Below are 18,256 nucleotides of genomic sequence, written 5' to 3' on the forward strand. Positions count from 1 at the left end.
ATGAACTCAAGAAAAGAGGCTTTAAGTATTTTGTTTGAGGTATTTAAGAATAATAAATTCTCAAATAAATTACTTAGTAATTTAATTGAAACAAAGGCTATGTCAAAAGAAGACATAGCCTTTGTTTTCAAATTGGTATATGGAACTATTCAATACAAAATTTATTTAGAGTATGTAGTTAATAAAATAATTGATCCAAATAAAACTGATTTTAAAATTCAAATACTTCTTTGAATGAATTTATATCAGTTAAAATTTTTAAAGTCAAAAGCCTATTATGTTATTAATGAATCTGTAAATATTGCAAAATTAATCAATAAAAATTGTGCAGGATTAGTAAATAAAGTTTCAAAAAAACTTGAAAATCAAGAACTTTGAGAAGTAAAAATTAAAAATAAACAAAATATTTTTCCACTAGAAAATGGATTTCCATTTTGACTATATAAAAAAATTTCAGCAGATTATTCAAAATCTCAAGCAGAGGAATTTATTTTAAGTTCAAATATTGAAAGTAAAATTAGTTTGAGATTAAATACCTTAAAAATATCAATAAAGGATTTTGAAGAAAAATATATGGAAAAATATAATTTAGAAAAATCAAAACTAATCGAATATTTTTACTTAACTAATAAAAATATTATTAATCAAGAAATATTTTTAAAAGGTTATGTTACAGTTCAAGACCAAACAAGTGGATATGCTTCTTATATTTTAAATCCAAAACCATATTCAAAAGTTTTGGATATGTGTAGCGCACCTGGTGGTAAATTAACTCACCTTGCTCAAATAATGGAAAATAAGGGTGAAATTAAGGCGTTTGAATTGCAAGAGAGTAAAATACATTTAATAGAACAAAATCTCTCTAGATTAGGAGTCAAAAATGTAATTTTAGAATGTAAAAATGCTCTGGAAATTTCAGAAGAGAAATATGATTTTATTTTATTGGATGCACCTTGCTCAGGTTATGGAGTTATTAGACAAAAGCCTGAAATTAAATTAAAAAAATATAGTGACCTGGAAAATTCAGAACTTATTTTATTACAATCTCAACTACTAGAAAAAGCATATAATTGTGCAAAAGTAAATACTGAAATAGTGTATTCAACTTGCACCATTAATAAAAAAGAAAATGAAGAGCAAATCAGTAATTTCTTATTAAGACATAAGGATATTAAAAAAATATATGAAAAAGTATTTTTTGGAAGTGAATATGATAATGATGGATTTTATATTTGTAAAATGAAAAGAATTTAATTCTTTTCATTTTTTATTTTTCATTAGTCGATTAAAGAGAAAGAAGGAGAATGCTATATGATAAAAATATTGAAATTATTATTTACAATATTACCTTTGGGTAATCTATCAACATCAGCTGCAGAAATAAAAAATATAAATTTGTCCATCAAAAATATTGATATAGAAGAACATCACTTAGAAAAGGAACCCTATTATCTTTTAGATGATCAAAAGGAAAAACTTAGTGAAGTCATAAGAAAAAATAGTAGCACAATTTATAGAAGTAAAGTAAATAAATTTATTTCCCTTGAAGAACTAAAATTAGAACATATGAAGGATTTTTGATATGACTCAGATTTAGAGTTAAATTTTAAAAATGTTGTAGAGAGAAATTCTACTGGTAAAAGTGATATTGAAGATATAAATTTTGAAAACCTAAATTTTGAAAGTTTTCAATTAAATATAAATTTAGATAAAAGACAGGAATCAAAAATAATTGAGAAAGAATATAACTATCATGATAAATGAACTGATACTTTTATATATACAAAATTAAATTTAGAGTTTAAAAAAATATATGGAGTTAATTCGGGATTACTAGTTCAGGGAACTATTAGTGAAGAAGTTCTTAAAGATAAAGTAGCTTTAAAAAATAAAGTATGAGGAGAAAGACTTGGAAGAATTGAAAGAGGAGGATTATTATTAACAAATTTAAAAACAAATTTTATATCTAGAAAAAATTATTTTCAAGATATTGAAGAAAATTTTTATACCTTAAAAACAGAAAAAAATAGTGAGTATAATTATTCTCGTAAAAAATTAGAGGAATTATTAAATTCAGATGATAATTTTTTTAAATTTTTAAATATTAAAAAGTCTGATACATATAGAGCTGAAATAAAAACTATTTATTTTGCTAACTTATTCCAATCAAATTTAATTAACACTGTTGTAGAATTGAAAAATAACTCTCAAATAATTCAGAAAAATATTAAAGTAGTATTTAAAGGAACTGAAATAAATACAGACTTTCATGAGTTAAATTTAAATTTTAAAAGTTCATTAAAAAATTTAGATGAGAATCATAAAAAAATAAAATACTTTTTATCAAAGAAGTATAGTATTAATGAAAATGAAATAGTATTTAATTTAAATGATATAAATAATTTAAAGGCTATTAATGATTTTAAAATTGATAAGTCAACAATTTTTAAGTATGAATATAAAAAACCAGGAGGCAAAATTTTAACTTTCAATATATCAATAAGTCATACAAATATTAAATCAGAAAGTAATATTTTTATGCAAAGTTGAGACGAAACTAAATTTGAAACTACAAACAAGAATTATGAATTAGATAATTATTCTGTAATAAGTCAAAGTAATATCGCTGAAGATGATTTTGAGTTTAAAGATATTATGACTTCCTTTGAAAAAATAACTCTTAAGAAAAATGAGACTAAAGAATTATTTATTATAAATGGAGAGAAGTTTAGAAAAATTAATTATAAATATAATGAAAATATCAAAGTTAAAAATGAAAATGAGAATATTCTAAAAATTTCTACTATAAAAGTTGGAACAACTCTTTTGGAAATTGATTCAATTGATGCCAAAAATAAAAAAATAATTGAAATAGAAATAATTAATGAAGATGGTTACTTTGAATTAGAGACAAACGAAATAACAATTAAAAAAGGAGAATTTGATTATATTGATTTATATTCTAACTCTTTTGAACAATTATTTATAATAAACAAAAATGTATCATTAATTACTATATTTGAAGACAATAAACTTTGAATTAAATCAAAAGAACTTGGCTTATTTGAAATTGAATTAATTTCAAATATAACAAAAGTGAGTGAAAAAATAAGCATTGAGATAATAGAAAATAATAGTGCAATTGAACTAGATAAAAATATTGTAGTATCAGAAGTAAATACTTTAAATAATCTAAATATAATAAATTTTGATGAAATAAATGAAAATGAATTGAGTATTAAAAATTCATCAAATGACTTATTAATGACAAGGGAAAAAAATAAAATTACTTTTATACCAAAAAGCAAAGGGATTTTTGAAATAGAATTTAAATATAAAAAACAAAATTTTACTTTTAAAATATATTCCTTCAATGAATTCATAATCAAAGAAATTAATACTGATAATAAAAAATTATCATTCAATAAAAATGATTATGAGTTAAAAAGTCATGATAATAATATTAATTTAATAGATTTAAATGGTGATTATAATTTTTCTTTAAAGGATAGTTATAATATTGGAAATATAGAAATTGTAAATAAAAATGGAGAGTATTTTAATATTAAGATGACTTCCAAAAAAGACATTGAGCCTAATAAAGATATTGAGAATACAAATAATAGTAAATCAAAAAATAATTGAACTATTATTATGGCATATTGTTTAATTCCTATTACATTTGGAATATCTTTAATAATTTTTTTATTTTTAAGAAAAAAACTTAAAAAAGCAAGTCTTTAAATTAAACAATTATTACTATGATAAAATATATATTGGAGTTAAATTTTTATGGAACAAACAAGTATATTCAGGTACACAATTCAAGAACTAGAAGAAATTCTTGTGGAAAATGGATTTAAAAAATTTTCTGCTAAACAGGTTTATGATTGAATTTACCTTAAAATGGAAACAAAATTTGATAATATGACTAATTTAAGTAAGGAATTAAGAGAATTTCTTAATGCAAGATTTGTAACTAATTTACTTAAAGACTTAGTTACTGAAGAGTCTAAGGATGGAACAATCAAAATTTTATTTATGTTAGATGATAAAAAGTCAATTGAAACTGTTCTTATGCCTCAAAAGTATGGACAATCTGTTTGTGTTACAACACAAGTTGGATGTAAAATGTCTTGCAAATTCTGTGCTTCTGGATTAATAAAAACTGAAAGAAATCTATCTGTTGATGAAATAGTGAGACAAATATATACAATGAATTTATACTTAAAAGAGAAATATAAAAATGATCCTGAAAATAAAAGGTCTAGAGTTAGTCATATTGTTGTTATGGGAATTGGTGAGCCATTTGATAACTATGAAAATGTATTAAAATTTATAAAAATAATTAATGATAAAAATGGATTTGAAATTGGGGCTAGACATATTACAATTTCTACTTGTGGAATTGTTCCAAAAATTAAACTATTTGCGGATTTAAAAACACAGATAAATCTTGCAATTTCATTACATGCTTCTAATGATTATGTTAGGAATCAATTAATGCCAATTAATAAAGCATTTCCAATTAAAGTTTTATTAGATTCTGTAAGATATTATGTTGATCAAACAAATAGAAGGGTTACCTTTGAATATATTTTAATTGATGGTTTAAATGATAAGCCAGAACATGCATTAGAATTGGCTAAAATCATTAGAGGTATTAATGCATATGTTAATTTAATTCCTTATAATGAAGTTGAAGAAAATCCTTATAGAAAATCAACAAGAGTAGAGGAATTTTTCAAAATATTAAAAAAACAAAATATTACTGCAATTGTAAGAAAAGAATTTGGTGCAGATATTGACGCGGCTTGTGGCCAGTTAAGAGCCAAAAGGGAAGGTGTCATAAAAAATGAAATTTAAAAGTGCAATGCTTACTGATATAGGTAATTATAGAAAAACTAATCAAGATTATCTTGATTTTGCAACAAAAAAAACTGGAGAAGCTCTAGGAGTTGTTTGCGATGGAATGGGTGGACACGCTTATGGTGAGGTCGCATCAAAACTAGCTGTTCAAAAATTTATTGAGTATTTTAATCAAAGTGATTTTTCACAACTTAATCAAAAAGAAATAAATAGATGATTAAGAAGTTGTGTAAATAATATTTTGACTGAAATGGTAGAATATTCAAATGAAAGATTTGAAACAAAGGACATGGGTACAACATTAACAGCTATTTTATTTACAAAAGATGGCGGATTTGTTATTAATGTTGGAGACTCAAGAACTTATAAATTAGTTAATGATAATTTATTTCAAATAACTGAAGACCAAAATTTATGGAACTCAACTCCAGAAGCAGAAAGAAAAGATATTCAAATGTCAGGAATTTATGAAAAGGCTAATGATGTTACTTTCTGAAAAGTTTTAACAAGTGCGTTGGGCCCACAAAAAACCTTAAGAATTGATACATATTTTGTAGAGAATCAAGAAGGTATATACATGTTAACAACAGATGGTGTTCATGATTATATTGATGAAGAAATAACTGCTTCTACTTTAGCAAATAAAAAAGTAAAATTAAAGGATAAGGCAAGTTTAATAATAGAAGATGCAAAAGACAACATCTCAACAGATAATTTATCAATCCTTATTATTGAAGCAGAGTAATCTAACTCTGCTTTTTTTGTTATTATTATATTGAAAAGGGAGCTACTTTTATGAGTAAATATGAACCAGGATCGTTAATAAATGAAAGATATGAAGTTATTAGTCAACTAGGAAAAGGTGGAATGGCCTCTGTATTTAAAGCATATGATATTATTACAAGAAATATAGTCGCAGTTAAAGTTGTAGCTCCAGAAATTGTTGTTAAACCTGTAGGACAAGAAAGATTTGATATTGAAAAGGAAGCTTTTGCAAAGTTGGGATCTAATGCATATGTTGTTAAACTTTTTGATATTATACAAAATGGTGATGAGTGATTTATTATTTTGGAATGTGTTGAAGGGGGAACTCTAAAAGATAAGTTTCAAGATTTTGGTTCAATGACACTTAAAGAGATAAAATATTATTTTTCAAGAATTTGTGATGCTCTATCAGAAGCTCATAAATTAGGGATAATACATAGAGATATTAAACCAGATAATGTTTTATTAACTCAAGCAGGAGATGTGAAATTAGGTGACTTTGGAATTTCTGTTATGGAAGGTAAATCATCAGAAATTAATAAAGCTATTGGAACTCCTAAGTATATGCCCCCAGAAATAATTGCAGCACAAGGACCATCTCCAAAAAGTGATATATATTCACTTGGTATTATGTTATATGAGATATCTACAGGAGTGGCACCCTTTACTGCAAAAGAAGCTCCCAAAATTGCAGCAAAACACTTAAAAGAAACTCCAACGAGTCCAAAATTAATTAATCCTTCAATTCCACAAAGTCTTGAAAATCTAATTTTAAAAATGATAGAAAAAGAACCTGAAAATAGATTTAATAATATTGATGAAGTAAAAAATGAATTATTAAAAATAAAAAAAGCAGATAATCCTAAACCATATATTTATCATAAAAAAGTAACTTTAGTTATGAACGATGGTAAAAGAAAACTTCAAGTAGGAAATACTTTGGATAAACTGCCAAGTATTGCCAAGACAAAATTTACAGCGATATTTTTAATAGTTATAATTTCACTTATTGTTTTATTTGTTTTGCTAATGGTACTATAAAATGAATAAAGGAATTATTTTAAAAATATTAAGTGAGTATGCATATGTATTTTTTGAAAATGAATTATACGAATGTAAAGCAACAGGAAAAATAAGACATAGCAATCAAAAACCAACAACAGGAGATTATGTAAATTTTGAATTTACTGACAAACAAAATTTTAAAGGATCCTTAACTGAAATTTTAAAGAGAAAAAATGAACTTTACAGACCTAGAATAGCAAATATAGATCAAGTAGTCATTATAACTTCTTTAAGAGAGCCAATTTTGAACACTTATACTCTTAATAAATATTTGTTTTTTCTTGAAACGCTTAATTTAAAACCAGTTTTAGCTTTTACAAAAGCGGATTTAACAAATAATGAAGATGAAGAAATTAAAAAGGCTAAGCTGTATGAAACTATTGGTTATGAGGTCTATTTAATAAACAATATGATTGATACTGATAAAAACTGAAATAATTTTTTAAAGTGTTTGGAGAATAAAACTTCTGTTTTTACAGGGCAAACTGGCGCTGGAAAATCAACAACTTTAAATCATATTATTCCAAATGCTTTTGAAAAAACACAAGAAATTTCAAAAGCTTTAAATAGAGGTAAACATACAACAACAAAAAATGAGTTATTTATTTATAAAAACTCATTAATTGGTGATACACCAGGTTTTTCTTCTTTTGAGTATAAGGAAGTTAGTAAGGAAAACATTGCTTTAAGCATTAATTTTTTTAAAGACCAAAACTGTAAATTTAATAATTGCTTGCATTTGAACAACACACCAGGTTGTAAAGTTATTGAAGCAGTTAAAAATAAAAAATTTCCAGAATTTATATATAATGATTATGTAAAAATTCAGTTGGAAATTGAAAATCAAAGGAGAAAATATTAATGGCAAAATTTATTGTAGCTCCAAGCATTTTAACTGCTAACTTTTTAGATTTAAAATCAGATTTAGATAAGTTAAAGGAAGCAAAAATTAAATGAATTCATTATGATGTTATGGATTATAATTTTGTTCCGAATTTATCTTTTGGCCCAAAAATACTAACAGATATAGTTAATAATTATAATTTCAAAATGGACTTACATTTAATGGTTAAAATTGAAAATATTTCTGTTAAGGAATACCTTAAACCATTTCTTGTAAAAAATGTAAAGCAAATCACAGTACATTTTGAAGCTCTAACTAAAAAGCAAATCTTGGAATTTTTAGATTTCTGTAATATTAACAATATAAGTGCTTCTATTTCAATAAATCCAAATACTAATGTTTTTAAAATTAAAAAATACTTACCTAAAATCAAAAATGTTTTAGTAATGAGCGTTAATCCTGGATTTGGTGGGCAATCATTTATTTCTAATTCTTTGGACAAAATCCAAAAATTAAAGGCGTTAAAAGATGAAAATAATTACTCTTATTTAATTCAAGTTGATGGAGGAATAAATGAAGAAACTTATCAACTTGTTCAAAAAGCTGGAGTTGATGTAATTGTGGCAGGAAGTTATTTAGTTGGTTCTTCTGTAAAAAATTTAAAAGAAAGGGTAGCTAAACTTGAAGGATAAAGCACTAATTGTTATTTCAGAAACTAACATTAACTTAAAAATTTTTGAAAAAACTCATTTAATTATTGGAATTGAAAGAGGATGTCTAGATTTAATAAAAAAAGACATTAATATAGATATTGCAATGTCTGATTTTGATCAAGTAACTCAAGAAGAATTGGAAATTATAAAGTCAAAAGCAAAAAAATTTATAGCTTTTAACCCTGAAAAAGATTATTTAGATGGAATAGCAGCAATTCATTATTTACATGATAAAGAGATAAAAGATATTACAATGATAGTTAATCCATCAAAAAGATATGATATGAACTTAACTATTATTGATTACGTATTTAACCATAATGTAAAAATATTTAATGAAAAATCAGTTATTTTTAAATTAAATTCTGGTAAAAATATTGTAGATTTTAATAAATATCAAGATTTTACATATATTTCATTATTTAGTCTGAAAAATAATGAAATCACTATTAAAGGCATGAAATATGAAGTAAAAAACATTGAGTTAAAGGCTTTTAATTCTTTGGCTTATTCAAATCAATTTTTACCATATGTAGATCCTGAAATTTCAATAAAAGAGGAAGTTATGATTATTTTGACAAAATAAAAAAGCAGATTATAATCTGCTTTTTATTTTTTAGCTGGTGCCCTCTATCGGAGTCGAACCGATACGATTTCTCGGCAGATTTTGAGTCTGCTGCGTCTACCAATTCCGCCAAGAGGGCAATACCAATAATTATTATATAATGAAAAAAAAGAAACTTCGATGAGTTTCTTAATTTATTGTACTTTTATTTTGCTAATTGATTATTTCTTTTTAAAGTTCTAAGTGTTCTTGCTGAAACTTTTAAAGTCATAACTTTACCATTTTCATCCATTACTTGAACTTTCTGTAAATTAAGGTTTCATTTTCTTTTGCTGGCATTCATAGCGTGTGATCTTGAATTACCTGACAAAGGACCTTTACCTGTTAAACCGTCTTTTCTTGCCATATTTTCACCTCGGACTTATAAATAATATAATAATTAGGTTAAAAATACAAGAAAATATTTAAATTATTCTAAAGTAAATTTTTACTTTTTAGACTTATTATTTTATTATTTTGCTTTAATAGTGTAAAATTATTTTGTACTAATTTGAAACGTAACAACATGATTTTTTTGTTATCCTGAATTAGAGAATAAAATTGTACACTTTTTACGGAGGCCAAAATGATAAATAAAACTATTTTAGATTCTATATCAAATGCTGTTGTTACAGTACCTGGAGTAGCATCATTTGCAAATTATGCAGCTAAATCAGAATTTGAATTAAAAACTGAAGATATTGCAAAGGCCGTAGAGATGGTTTCAACTGATACAATGGACAGAGTGAAAGTACATATTATTTTAATCAATGGAGTTAACATACGAGACGTTGTTAGTGAAGTTCAAATACGTGTAAAGTATGAATTAGAAAAGCTTTCTCAGTTCGTGCGAAATTATATAGTTGATATTGCAGTAGATGATCTTATTGTCGTTTAGACAATATTTTATTTCTTTTATTAAGTGCAGATATTAATATATAAACTGGCAAATATAAATTTGCAATTTTTTAATATTTTAATTTTAAATAATAAAAAAACAATATAGTTTAGAAGGTGACAATACTATGAAAGATACACAAATTTTAAAAGGTATGATAACTAGTGGGGTTAATAATTTATATAACAATTATCCTCATATAGATAAACTAAATGTTTTTCCTGTACCTGATGGTGATACAGGAACAAATATGAATTTAACTTGTACCAATGGATTTGTTGAAATTGAAAAAGAGGAGTTTACTAATGTGGGCTCATTAATGAGCAAATTTTCTAGAGGCCTAATAATGGGTGCTAGAGGAAATTCTGGTGTTATCTTCTCTCAAATCATTAAGGGTTTCTCTAATGGAATGAAAGATAAAGAAAAACTTGATTTAGATACTTGAAAGGAATCTTTTGCAAAAGCAAAAGATGTTGCATATGCAGCAGTTATGAAACCAGTTGAAGGTACTATTTTAACTGTAATTCGTGAAACTAGTGAATATGTAAGTTCTCTTGTTGAAGAGCAAGCACCAAATGACTTTTGAGAAGGACTTGTTAAAGCTGCTAATAAATCTTTAGATAATACTCCAGAGCTATTACCTGCTTTAAAAGAAGTTGGCGTTGTAGATAGTGGTGGATATGGTTTAGTTAAGTTTTTTGAAGGAATGCAATATTTTGTTAAAAAATTAAAACCAATATCAAAATTAAAAAAATTAGAAGAAAATACAGGCTCAAATATTGAGATGTCAATTGAAGAGGAATTTGGTTATTGTACAGAAGCAATTGTTATGCTAAATGAAGAATTCATTGATAAGTTAAAAATTGATACAGTAAGAGATACTTTTGAACAATATGGAAATTCATCAATTGTTGCAGTTATGGATGGAGATATTTTAAAAGTGCATACACATGCATTAATGCCGGGACAAGTATTATCTTATTTACAACAATTTGGAGAATTTAAAAATATTAAAGTTGAAAATATGACTTTACAAGCGGATAAACATGTAGCAAATACTATAGAGACTTCAGCAAGAGTTACTGCTCAACAACAACGTAAATTAAAAAATGATGTTGCTACAATAGCAGTTGTGAGATCAAAAGGAATTCAAAATTACTTTAAAAATGATTTAAGTTTAGATTATGTTATTGATGGTGGTCCAAAGATGAATCCTTCAACAAATGATTTTATGAAGGCAATTCAAGCTGTTGATGCAAAAACTGTGTACATTTTCCCTAATGATTCAAATGTATTGTTGGCAGCAAAACAAGCAAAAGAATTAGAAAAAATGTCAAAAATAGTTGTTATTGAAACTAAAACAATTCCACAAGGAATTACTGCATATTTAAATCTTGATATTGAAGATACTCCTAAAAAGAATGAATCAAATATTAATAAGGCTATTAAAAATATTGTTTCAGTTTCAATTAATAAAGCAGCAAGAGATGCTACAATTGAGGGTGTAAATATTAAAGCTGGAGAATATATGATGATGGCAGATAAAAAAATTACAATATCAGCTAAAACTTTAAAAGATGTTTTCTATAAATCATTGTCAAAATTTATTACTGCAAAAACTGAGATTTTAACAATATTTACAGGTCAAGATGCATCATTTAAAGACATTAATGATCTTCGTAAATATCTTGATGAGAATTATGATGTAGAATATGAAGTTGTTGATGGACAGCAAGAAGTATATTCATTCATTATCGGTATAGAATAAAAATGATTCATGGGAATCATTTTTTTATTTAATAAGATATAATAAATATGTTTTATAAAAGGGAGAAATAATTATGCTTTCTATTAAAAATAAGAAAAATAAAAATATTACTTGTACAATAATAAGCATAATAATTGCATTACTTTCTTTATTTTGTTCAATAACTTTATTGAAATTTCTTATAACTAATAATCTTTATATATCAAATTATTTATTATATTTTGGTTTATTTGGAATTGCTTTTCTTTTATCAGCAATATATATTTACAAATTAATTAATTATATTAGAATAATTAACTTCTTAAAAAAAATTAAATTGGAACAAATAAATAAGAAGCTTCTGAATAATTTAATCAAAAAAGTAAAAATTAAACTTAATCCTGTAGTTTACTTAGTTTTAGCAATTTCTATTTGAATTCTTTTTGTAAGTATGCTGTCACAAGATAATATATCTAAATATTTTGAAATAAGTAAATTAGTTTACATTAATAAAATAACTTTTTTATTAATAAGTTTCTCAACTTTTGAGTTTTTAAGTATTATATTTATATTTGTTATCTTAAACTCAATTAGAAACAAGAAGTTCAAATGAACATATATTAAAAAAATAAGTAATAGTTTATATTTAAAATTTTTAAATTTATCAAGTTTTTTATCAATTAAGTTTTATCAATTAAAAGATAAGTTATTAAAGTTTTATACAAATCTTATAAAAGAATTAAATTTTTATGATATTAGTCAAAAAAATATTATAGCTATAAAAAAAAGATTTTTTTTAGCAGAAAAATTAAAGGGAGAATGTCCACCTAATTCTATTATTTAAAGTATTTTAATTAGTTAGGAGAAAAAAATGAAAAATATATTTAAATCTTATATGAAAGCTTTTTTAAAGGCTTGAGTAGAGACACTAGGAACAATTATGTTTCTAATGATTTTTACAATGCTTATTTTTGGGATGTTAGCTACCCCCTTACAATTATCATTAAAAGCATCATCAGTTAAAAAAAATACAAACCTTTGACAAGAACAATGACAAGGCATAACTAAAATGGATGATGACTTTATTTATCCATATATTTGAGAAAATCAAGAATTCATAATTGAATATAAGGATATGACTTTTGAACTAAATCAACCTTCAGAAGAAGGATGATTACAAGAAGGAACAAAAGATATAATTCAAGAATATGCAAAGGATGTTGTAGAAGAAATTGCTGGTTCTAAAACTAAAATCTCTGATGAAGAAAAAGAAGAACTTGAAAAGCAACAAATTCTTTCAGGTCTAAGATCAATCATTTGGTATTATACATATTATGGAAACGATAATACAATTAATGAATTTACTACAAAAACTGAAGCAAGACCTCTAGAAGTGGGAGATATTTTTACTATAGAAGGTCAAAAAGCAATTGCTAATTTTGGGGATTATCAAAACAGAAATATTAATAATTATGTAATTCTTTCAATTTTAGAGCAATTAAAAAATCAATCAAATGATTCATTTTTGTATGAAAATTTTATTAATGTAAATATTAAAATGCAAAAAGGTGCAGAAGATCATTTTATTTATAATATGTCAAATGTTAGTGCACTAAGTGGAAATGATCCATATGATATAAATAATATTATTTTGCAAAGTGGAAGATTACCAGAAAAAAATAATGAAATCATTATTAGTGATGCTTACGCTAAAAATCAAAATAAAAAAATTGGAGATGAAATATTATTAGGTGTTGATCAACCTTATCAAGGCTCAACAAATTTTCCTAAACCATTGCCATTTAAAATTGTTGGTATTGGTCTAAAATACAGTTCATTAACGCCAATTAATTTCTCATCATTTTCAGATTCTATTAAAAACTATGGTCAAGTATTTTTAAAAAATAGTTTTTTTACAGAAGAAAAAGATGAAAATGGCTATACATTTAGTGAACTATTTACAACAGATAATATGACATCAAATTCTGCACTTGGATTTTACTTATTTTATCGTGAAGAAACTTTTATAACTAAGAATAGTAATAACTATAATCTTAATGAACTTTTCTCAAGCAATATAGTAAACAGTAATAAAAAAGATTCATCATTGACAAATCTATCAATTTTATCTCCTGGTACAACTATATTTAAAGAACCAAGTGAGCATAGTGTTATAGCCACATTGACAAATTTATATATAATTACATGAATTTATGTCATGATTGGAGCAATTCTATTTTTATTAGGATTTATGTTTATACTATTTGTTCTTAAAAAAGAAATTAATAATACAAGAAAGCAATTGGGAGTTTTTAAATCACTTGGATATAGAACTAGTGAGCTTACATGAGTGTTCTCACTAAAAACATTCTTAACTATGATTATAGGAATAGGAATAGGGTATTTACTTTCTTTCCCATTCCAAATTGATAGTGCAACCAAACAGTTTAGTACGTTTGTTATTTTTGACTTTCAAACAATATATGCTTCTCCAATATTTTTAATGGTCTTAATGATAATTGTGCCAATTCTATTTGCTGGACTAAGTTATTTGATCATATTTAAATTCCTTAATGAAGGAGCTTTATCTTTATTAACATCGGGACCTAAAAAAAGTAAATCAGATGTAATTGTTTTAATATTAAAAATTATATTTTTCCCTGCTTTAATTTATTCTTTATTTAACTGAATTATTTTAAAAATATTGAGAAAAAGAAATAAGGGATTTACATTTAGAATGCAACATGCATTTGTCTCTGCGGGGAAAGGTAAGTTTACTCTTATTATGGGATTATTCTTATTTAGTTCATTCTTATTTACTTTGCAATTAAGAGCAATGCCTGTAATTAAAAATATGATTGAAGGAGCTTATAATATTTATACTAAAGATGTTAACCATTATTATTCTTTTAAAAATGTTGTACCAATTAAAGTCTCGCCAAATGGAATACATCAAGATATTACAAAAGAAAATTATGGTCTTAAATATGAAAATATTGAAACTCAAAAAGTTGAAGAGTTTATTAGAAATTCACAAGAGGATAAATACAAAACTACAAATAATTTTTCTTTATTAATGTCTAATATTTCTAAGGCAAGAGATGAAATTATGAATACAGAATATTGAGAAAGTAATAAAGAAGTAATTTCTGGTATGGCTACATTAACTGCCTTAGTTACACCACTAAACCAAAAAATATCTACAAATCAAAATCTTTTAAATAGAATAGAAGTTCCTCAAGAAATTCCAGAGTATTCAATTCTAAAAGTAACTCCAGAACAAATGGGAGGTATCTTTTTGGATGATATTGGAAAATTAGCTTGTGTATCTCCTTTAGGTATGAACTATAAAGGTAGTTGTGAAGATATTGAATCTGTTAAAAAATATTTTATAGATGACTTAAATAATATTCTTCCTAAAAATCAAACAAGAGCCGAAATTAAGTTAAGTAATACTTTAGTTAATTTATTAACAACCTTTGCAAAAATGAAAGAGGGAATTAACTCTCTATTAAGTGTTAACAAAGTAATATTTAATGGAAATGATGAAGCCCTTCAAGCAATATTGCCATATCATATTAAAAATAATAATGATGTAGATATTGAAAACTCTATTTTAAGATTAATTGACACAACAAATAAAATTGGGGGAAACACAAGAGCTGTTGTAAATCTTGACTCAGTAAGTGAAAAAGCAATGAATGAATTACAAGAGAGTAATAAAGATTATGTTAATGCTGTAATATCATTTAGACTTTCAAAAATTTTAAATAAAAATGTTGGAGATGTATTTGAAATCACTTTAGGAAAAGATAAAACTGTTAATATAAGAATTGCTTCAATAAATGAAAATGATACATTGCTTCAAGATATTTATGTTGATTATTCAACATTTATAAAAAATGTAAATGAAGTTGAATCAATAGATACAGATGAGTTATTATTCAACTCAATAATAAGTACAAAAGTTGCAAGTGAAGGTAAAATTGATTTAAAAGATGTTGCTGGTTCTCAAAGAAATTTTAGATACTCAAGAGATACTTATACAATTGCATCTTCACAAAATAAGCCATGACTAGGTAGTATTTTAGCACCATCAATAAATGGAAATTCATTGGATAAGCCAACATCTGTAAATTTCTTTATGGACTCATCTGTAATTACATTACCTATATTAAAGTCTGTAATAAATCAGGTGCTTGGCAAAATGACAAAAGCAATGTTGATGTATATTTTAATTGATATAGTTCTTCTTATTATTTTATTGATAGTAATTATGAATATTATTATTACTGACTCAATAAATGTTATTACAATAATGAGGTCCCTAGGATATAAAAATGGTGAAATTAATTGAATGGTTATGGGTAAATATATCTCAGGTTCAGCAATTAGTTACTTATTTGCATTCTTAGCTTCACTTGTAGTGTGATCTGGAATTCAAGCATTCGTTTGAGGTAGATTTAAAGTATTAATAGCTTTACCTTCATTACCTTGAATACCATTTGTTTCTGCAATAATTTTAGGAGCAATTCTTTACATTGGTTGAACTGCAGCTATGCTACAAATTAAAAAACGCCCACTGACATTGCTAGTTAGTTAATAATTAGGTATAATTTTTATATTAAAAATAAGGGAGTAAATAAAATGCCATTACCAAAGCAAAAAGTTGAAAATTCAAGTGATGTTTGTTGTCCTGGCGGAGCACACAATTGCTTCACTTGTAGAGTTTGTAGTGGTTCATTTCATGGATGTCAAAGTTGTTTAAAATGTATAGGATGTCAAGTTTGTTTATCAAAAGAATGTCCTTGTTGCGTTAAAGGTACTATAAAACAACAACAAAATAATGCTAAATATAATAAATAAAACATAAAATGTTTTATTTTTTTTTGCTTTAAACTCTAATTGTATATATAATCACTAATGTACAGGAGTTAAAATATGGATTATAAAGTAATAGCTTTTGACGTTATGGGTTCGGATAATGGTTTAATTCCAGCAGTTGATGCTGCTATTAAACTATTAGGTGAGCAAAAAGATTTAAAAATTATTTTTGTTGGTAATGAAGAGAATTTAAAAAAAGAGTTGTCTTCAAAAAAATATAACCATGATCAAGTTGAAATTTTAAATACTTCAGAAGTAATTGAAATGACAGATGGAATAATGGATATTAGAAGAAAAAAAGATTCAAGTATGGTTAAAGCACTTGAATTAGTAAAAGATGGAAAAGCGCATGCAATTACAACTGGGGGTGCAACAGCTCCTTTTGTAGCAGGTTGTCATTTTATTTTGAAAAAACTTGATGGTATTGAAAGACCTGGATTTATGCCAGTTATACCAACGTTAGTTAAGGGAAAAATTACTCTTTTATTAGATGTAGGGGCAAATTTAGAATGCGATCCTGAGGATTTAGTAAATTTTGCTATTATGGCAACAGCATATTCAAAAGCTGTTAATGGTGTGGAAAATCCTGAAGTAGCTTTATTAAACATAGGTGAGGAAAAATCAAAAGGATTGGAATTACATCAAAAGGCTTATAAATTATTACAAGAAAATAAGTCTTTAAATTTTGTTGGAAATATTGAATCAAGGTATTTAGCAAGTGGTAAAGTAGATATTATCGTTACTGATGGTTACACAGGAAATATTGCTTTAAAAGCAGCAGAGGGAATGGGAAAATCTCTTTTAACAGAAATTAAATCTGCACTTACAAAAAATATATTTAGAAAATTAGCTGCATTAAGATTGCGTAAAGCATTTAAGGAAGTTTCAGCAAAGTTTGATTATAAAAATCACGCTGGAGCAATAATTTTAGGAGCAAAAAATATTGCTTTTAAATCTCATGGTTCAAGTGATAAAACAGCTTTCTATGCAACTTTGAAAATGACATACAATGCAATTAAAAATGACGTTGTTAAAAAAGTGGAAAAGGCGTTATATAAATAATGACAATTAAAAAATTTCTTTTAAATGAATTTGCAATTGTAATTAAAGATGAGTCTTACTATAGTGAGGCCTTAACTCATAATTCATTTTCAAATGAGAATAGACTTGCTAAAAACTATCAAAGACTTGAATTTCTTGGAGATGCAATCTTACAAATGAAAGTAAGTGAATATCTTTATAAATTATTTCCAAAATCAAATGAGGGTTTATTAACAAAATATAGAAGTTCAATTGTAAAAAAAGATACTTTAGCTGAAATTTCAAGAAAAATAAAAATTGGACAATTAATTAGATTAGGCATCGGTGAATTAGATTCAAAAGGTTATGAAAAGGATTCAATTCTTTCTGATGTTTATGAATCAATGACAGCTGCTATATATTTGGATCAAGGGGAAAAAGTACTTGATAAATGACTAAAAAAAACTATTTTTAGTGATTATGTAATAAATCAATTTTTAGATAAATCACATGACTTTAAATCTGAATTGCAAGAACTTATTCAATTAGAAATAAGAAGTGAATTATCTTATATTGTTGTTAGTCAAGAAAAACTTGAAAATAACACAACTTTGTTTATAGTTAATGCTGTTCTTGAAGGAATGGTGTTTGGAACTGGGAAAGGAAGCAATAAAAAGCAAGCTGAACAAGAAGCTGCTAAGAATGCTTTATCAAAAATTAAAAAAAATAAATAAAGGCTTAAAAAAGCTCTTAAATAAAGGGTTTTTTTAAGTTTTAAAATTTAAAAAAAATTGTACAAATGCATTAAAATATATATAATGAGTTTGTTATATAGGACGGCTATATA

16 protein-coding genes and 1 tRNA gene are annotated in these 18,256 nt (G+C 25.1%); 15 read left to right on the top strand and 2 right to left on the bottom strand.

Going from position 1 to position 18,256, the window contains the following annotated elements; translation table 4 throughout:
• From rsmB to AACL04_RS00100, 8 genes are read left to right on the top strand one after another with little or no spacing between them, the layout of a single operon-like run.
• The gene (gene rsmB, locus AACL04_RS00065; protein ID WP_339030278.1) at positions 1-1,254 is read left to right on the top strand and encodes a 16S rRNA (cytosine(967)-C(5))-methyltransferase RsmB; all 1,254 of its coding nucleotides are present in this window, start codon (positions 1-3) and stop codon (positions 1,252-1,254) included.
• 57 nt (positions 1,255-1,311) lie between these two features.
• On the top strand, positions 1,312-3,744 hold the full coding sequence (locus AACL04_RS00070) for a hypothetical protein (RefSeq protein WP_339030279.1): 2,433 nt from the start codon (positions 1,312-1,314) through the stop codon (positions 3,742-3,744).
• Positions 3,745-3,792: 48 nt separating this feature from the next.
• Positions 3,793-4,866 (top strand): 23S rRNA (adenine(2503)-C(2))-methyltransferase RlmN, encoded by a 1,074-nt coding sequence (rlmN, locus tag AACL04_RS00075; RefSeq protein ID WP_339030281.1) that lies wholly within the window; start codon positions 3,793-3,795, stop codon positions 4,864-4,866.
• On the top strand, positions 4,856-5,614 hold the full coding sequence (locus AACL04_RS00080) for a PP2C family protein-serine/threonine phosphatase (protein ID WP_339030282.1): 759 nt from the start codon (positions 4,856-4,858) through the stop codon (positions 5,612-5,614). The genes rlmN and AACL04_RS00080 overlap by 11 nt, the downstream gene beginning before the upstream one ends.
• A 50-nt stretch (positions 5,615-5,664) precedes the next feature.
• A complete protein-coding gene (locus AACL04_RS00085) occupies positions 5,665-6,675 on the top strand; it encodes a serine/threonine-protein kinase (RefSeq protein ID WP_339030284.1) in 1,011 nt (336 codons plus the stop codon).
• Position 6,676: 1 nt separating this feature from the next.
• On the top strand, positions 6,677-7,561 hold the full coding sequence (rsgA, locus tag AACL04_RS00090) for a ribosome small subunit-dependent GTPase A (protein ID WP_339030286.1): 885 nt from the start codon (positions 6,677-6,679) through the stop codon (positions 7,559-7,561).
• Positions 7,561-8,235, top strand: coding sequence for a ribulose-phosphate 3-epimerase (locus AACL04_RS00095; protein ID WP_339030287.1), 675 nt, complete (start codon positions 7,561-7,563; stop codon positions 8,233-8,235). The genes rsgA and AACL04_RS00095 overlap by 1 nt, the downstream gene beginning before the upstream one ends.
• On the top strand, positions 8,225-8,842 hold the full coding sequence (locus AACL04_RS00100; RefSeq protein WP_339030289.1) for a thiamine diphosphokinase: 618 nt from the start codon (positions 8,225-8,227) through the stop codon (positions 8,840-8,842). The genes AACL04_RS00095 and AACL04_RS00100 overlap by 11 nt, the downstream gene beginning before the upstream one ends.
• A 35-nt stretch (positions 8,843-8,877) precedes the next feature.
• Here AACL04_RS00100 and AACL04_RS00105 read toward each other — a convergent pair.
• Positions 8,878-8,960, bottom strand: a tRNA-Leu gene (locus AACL04_RS00105).
• A 66-nt stretch (positions 8,961-9,026) separates the two neighbouring features.
• Positions 9,027-9,227: a 50S ribosomal protein L28 gene (gene rpmB / locus AACL04_RS00110; protein WP_339030291.1), complete on the bottom strand. Its 201-nt coding sequence runs from the start codon at positions 9,225-9,227 to the stop codon at positions 9,027-9,029.
• Between the two features lie 219 nt (positions 9,228-9,446).
• Between rpmB and AACL04_RS00115 the strand changes: the two genes are divergently transcribed.
• The 7 genes from AACL04_RS00115 to rnc all read left to right on the top strand — a co-directional run bounded on the left by AACL04_RS00115 (position 9,447) and on the right by rnc (position 18,143).
• Positions 9,447-9,758 carry an Asp23/Gls24 family envelope stress response protein gene (locus AACL04_RS00115; RefSeq protein ID WP_339030292.1) on the top strand — a complete coding sequence of 104 codons (312 nt, stop codon included), beginning with the start codon at positions 9,447-9,449 and terminating at the stop codon, positions 9,756-9,758.
• 127 nt (positions 9,759-9,885) lie between these two features.
• Positions 9,886-11,526, top strand: coding sequence for a DAK2 domain-containing protein (locus AACL04_RS00120; RefSeq protein ID WP_339030294.1), 1,641 nt, complete (start codon positions 9,886-9,888; stop codon positions 11,524-11,526).
• Between the two features lie 73 nt (positions 11,527-11,599).
• Positions 11,600-12,349 carry a hypothetical protein gene (locus tag AACL04_RS00125; RefSeq protein ID WP_339030296.1) on the top strand — a complete coding sequence of 250 codons (750 nt, stop codon included), beginning with the start codon at positions 11,600-11,602 and terminating at the stop codon, positions 12,347-12,349.
• A 27-nt stretch (positions 12,350-12,376) separates the two neighbouring features.
• Complete coding sequence (locus AACL04_RS00130) at positions 12,377-16,108, top strand: ABC transporter permease (RefSeq protein WP_339030297.1); 3,732 nt, start codon at positions 12,377-12,379, stop codon at positions 16,106-16,108.
• 44 nt (positions 16,109-16,152) lie between these two features.
• Entirely contained in the window at positions 16,153-16,371 is a 219-nt protein-coding gene (locus AACL04_RS00135; protein WP_339030298.1) for a hypothetical protein, read from the top strand.
• Positions 16,372-16,446: 75 nt separating this feature from the next.
• Positions 16,447-17,451, top strand: coding sequence for a phosphate acyltransferase PlsX (plsX, locus tag AACL04_RS00140; protein WP_339030300.1), 1,005 nt, complete (start codon positions 16,447-16,449; stop codon positions 17,449-17,451).
• A complete protein-coding gene (gene rnc, locus AACL04_RS00145) occupies positions 17,451-18,143 on the top strand; it encodes a ribonuclease III (RefSeq protein WP_339030301.1) in 693 nt (230 codons plus the stop codon). Before plsX ends, rnc begins: the two co-directional genes overlap by 1 nt.
• The last annotated feature ends 113 nt before the right edge of the window (positions 18,144-18,256 follow it).

Source organism: Spiroplasma endosymbiont of Cantharis nigra (assembly GCF_964019925.1).
Classification (GTDB): domain Bacteria; phylum Bacillota_I; class Bacilli_A; order Mycoplasmatales; family Mycoplasmataceae; genus Spiroplasma_A.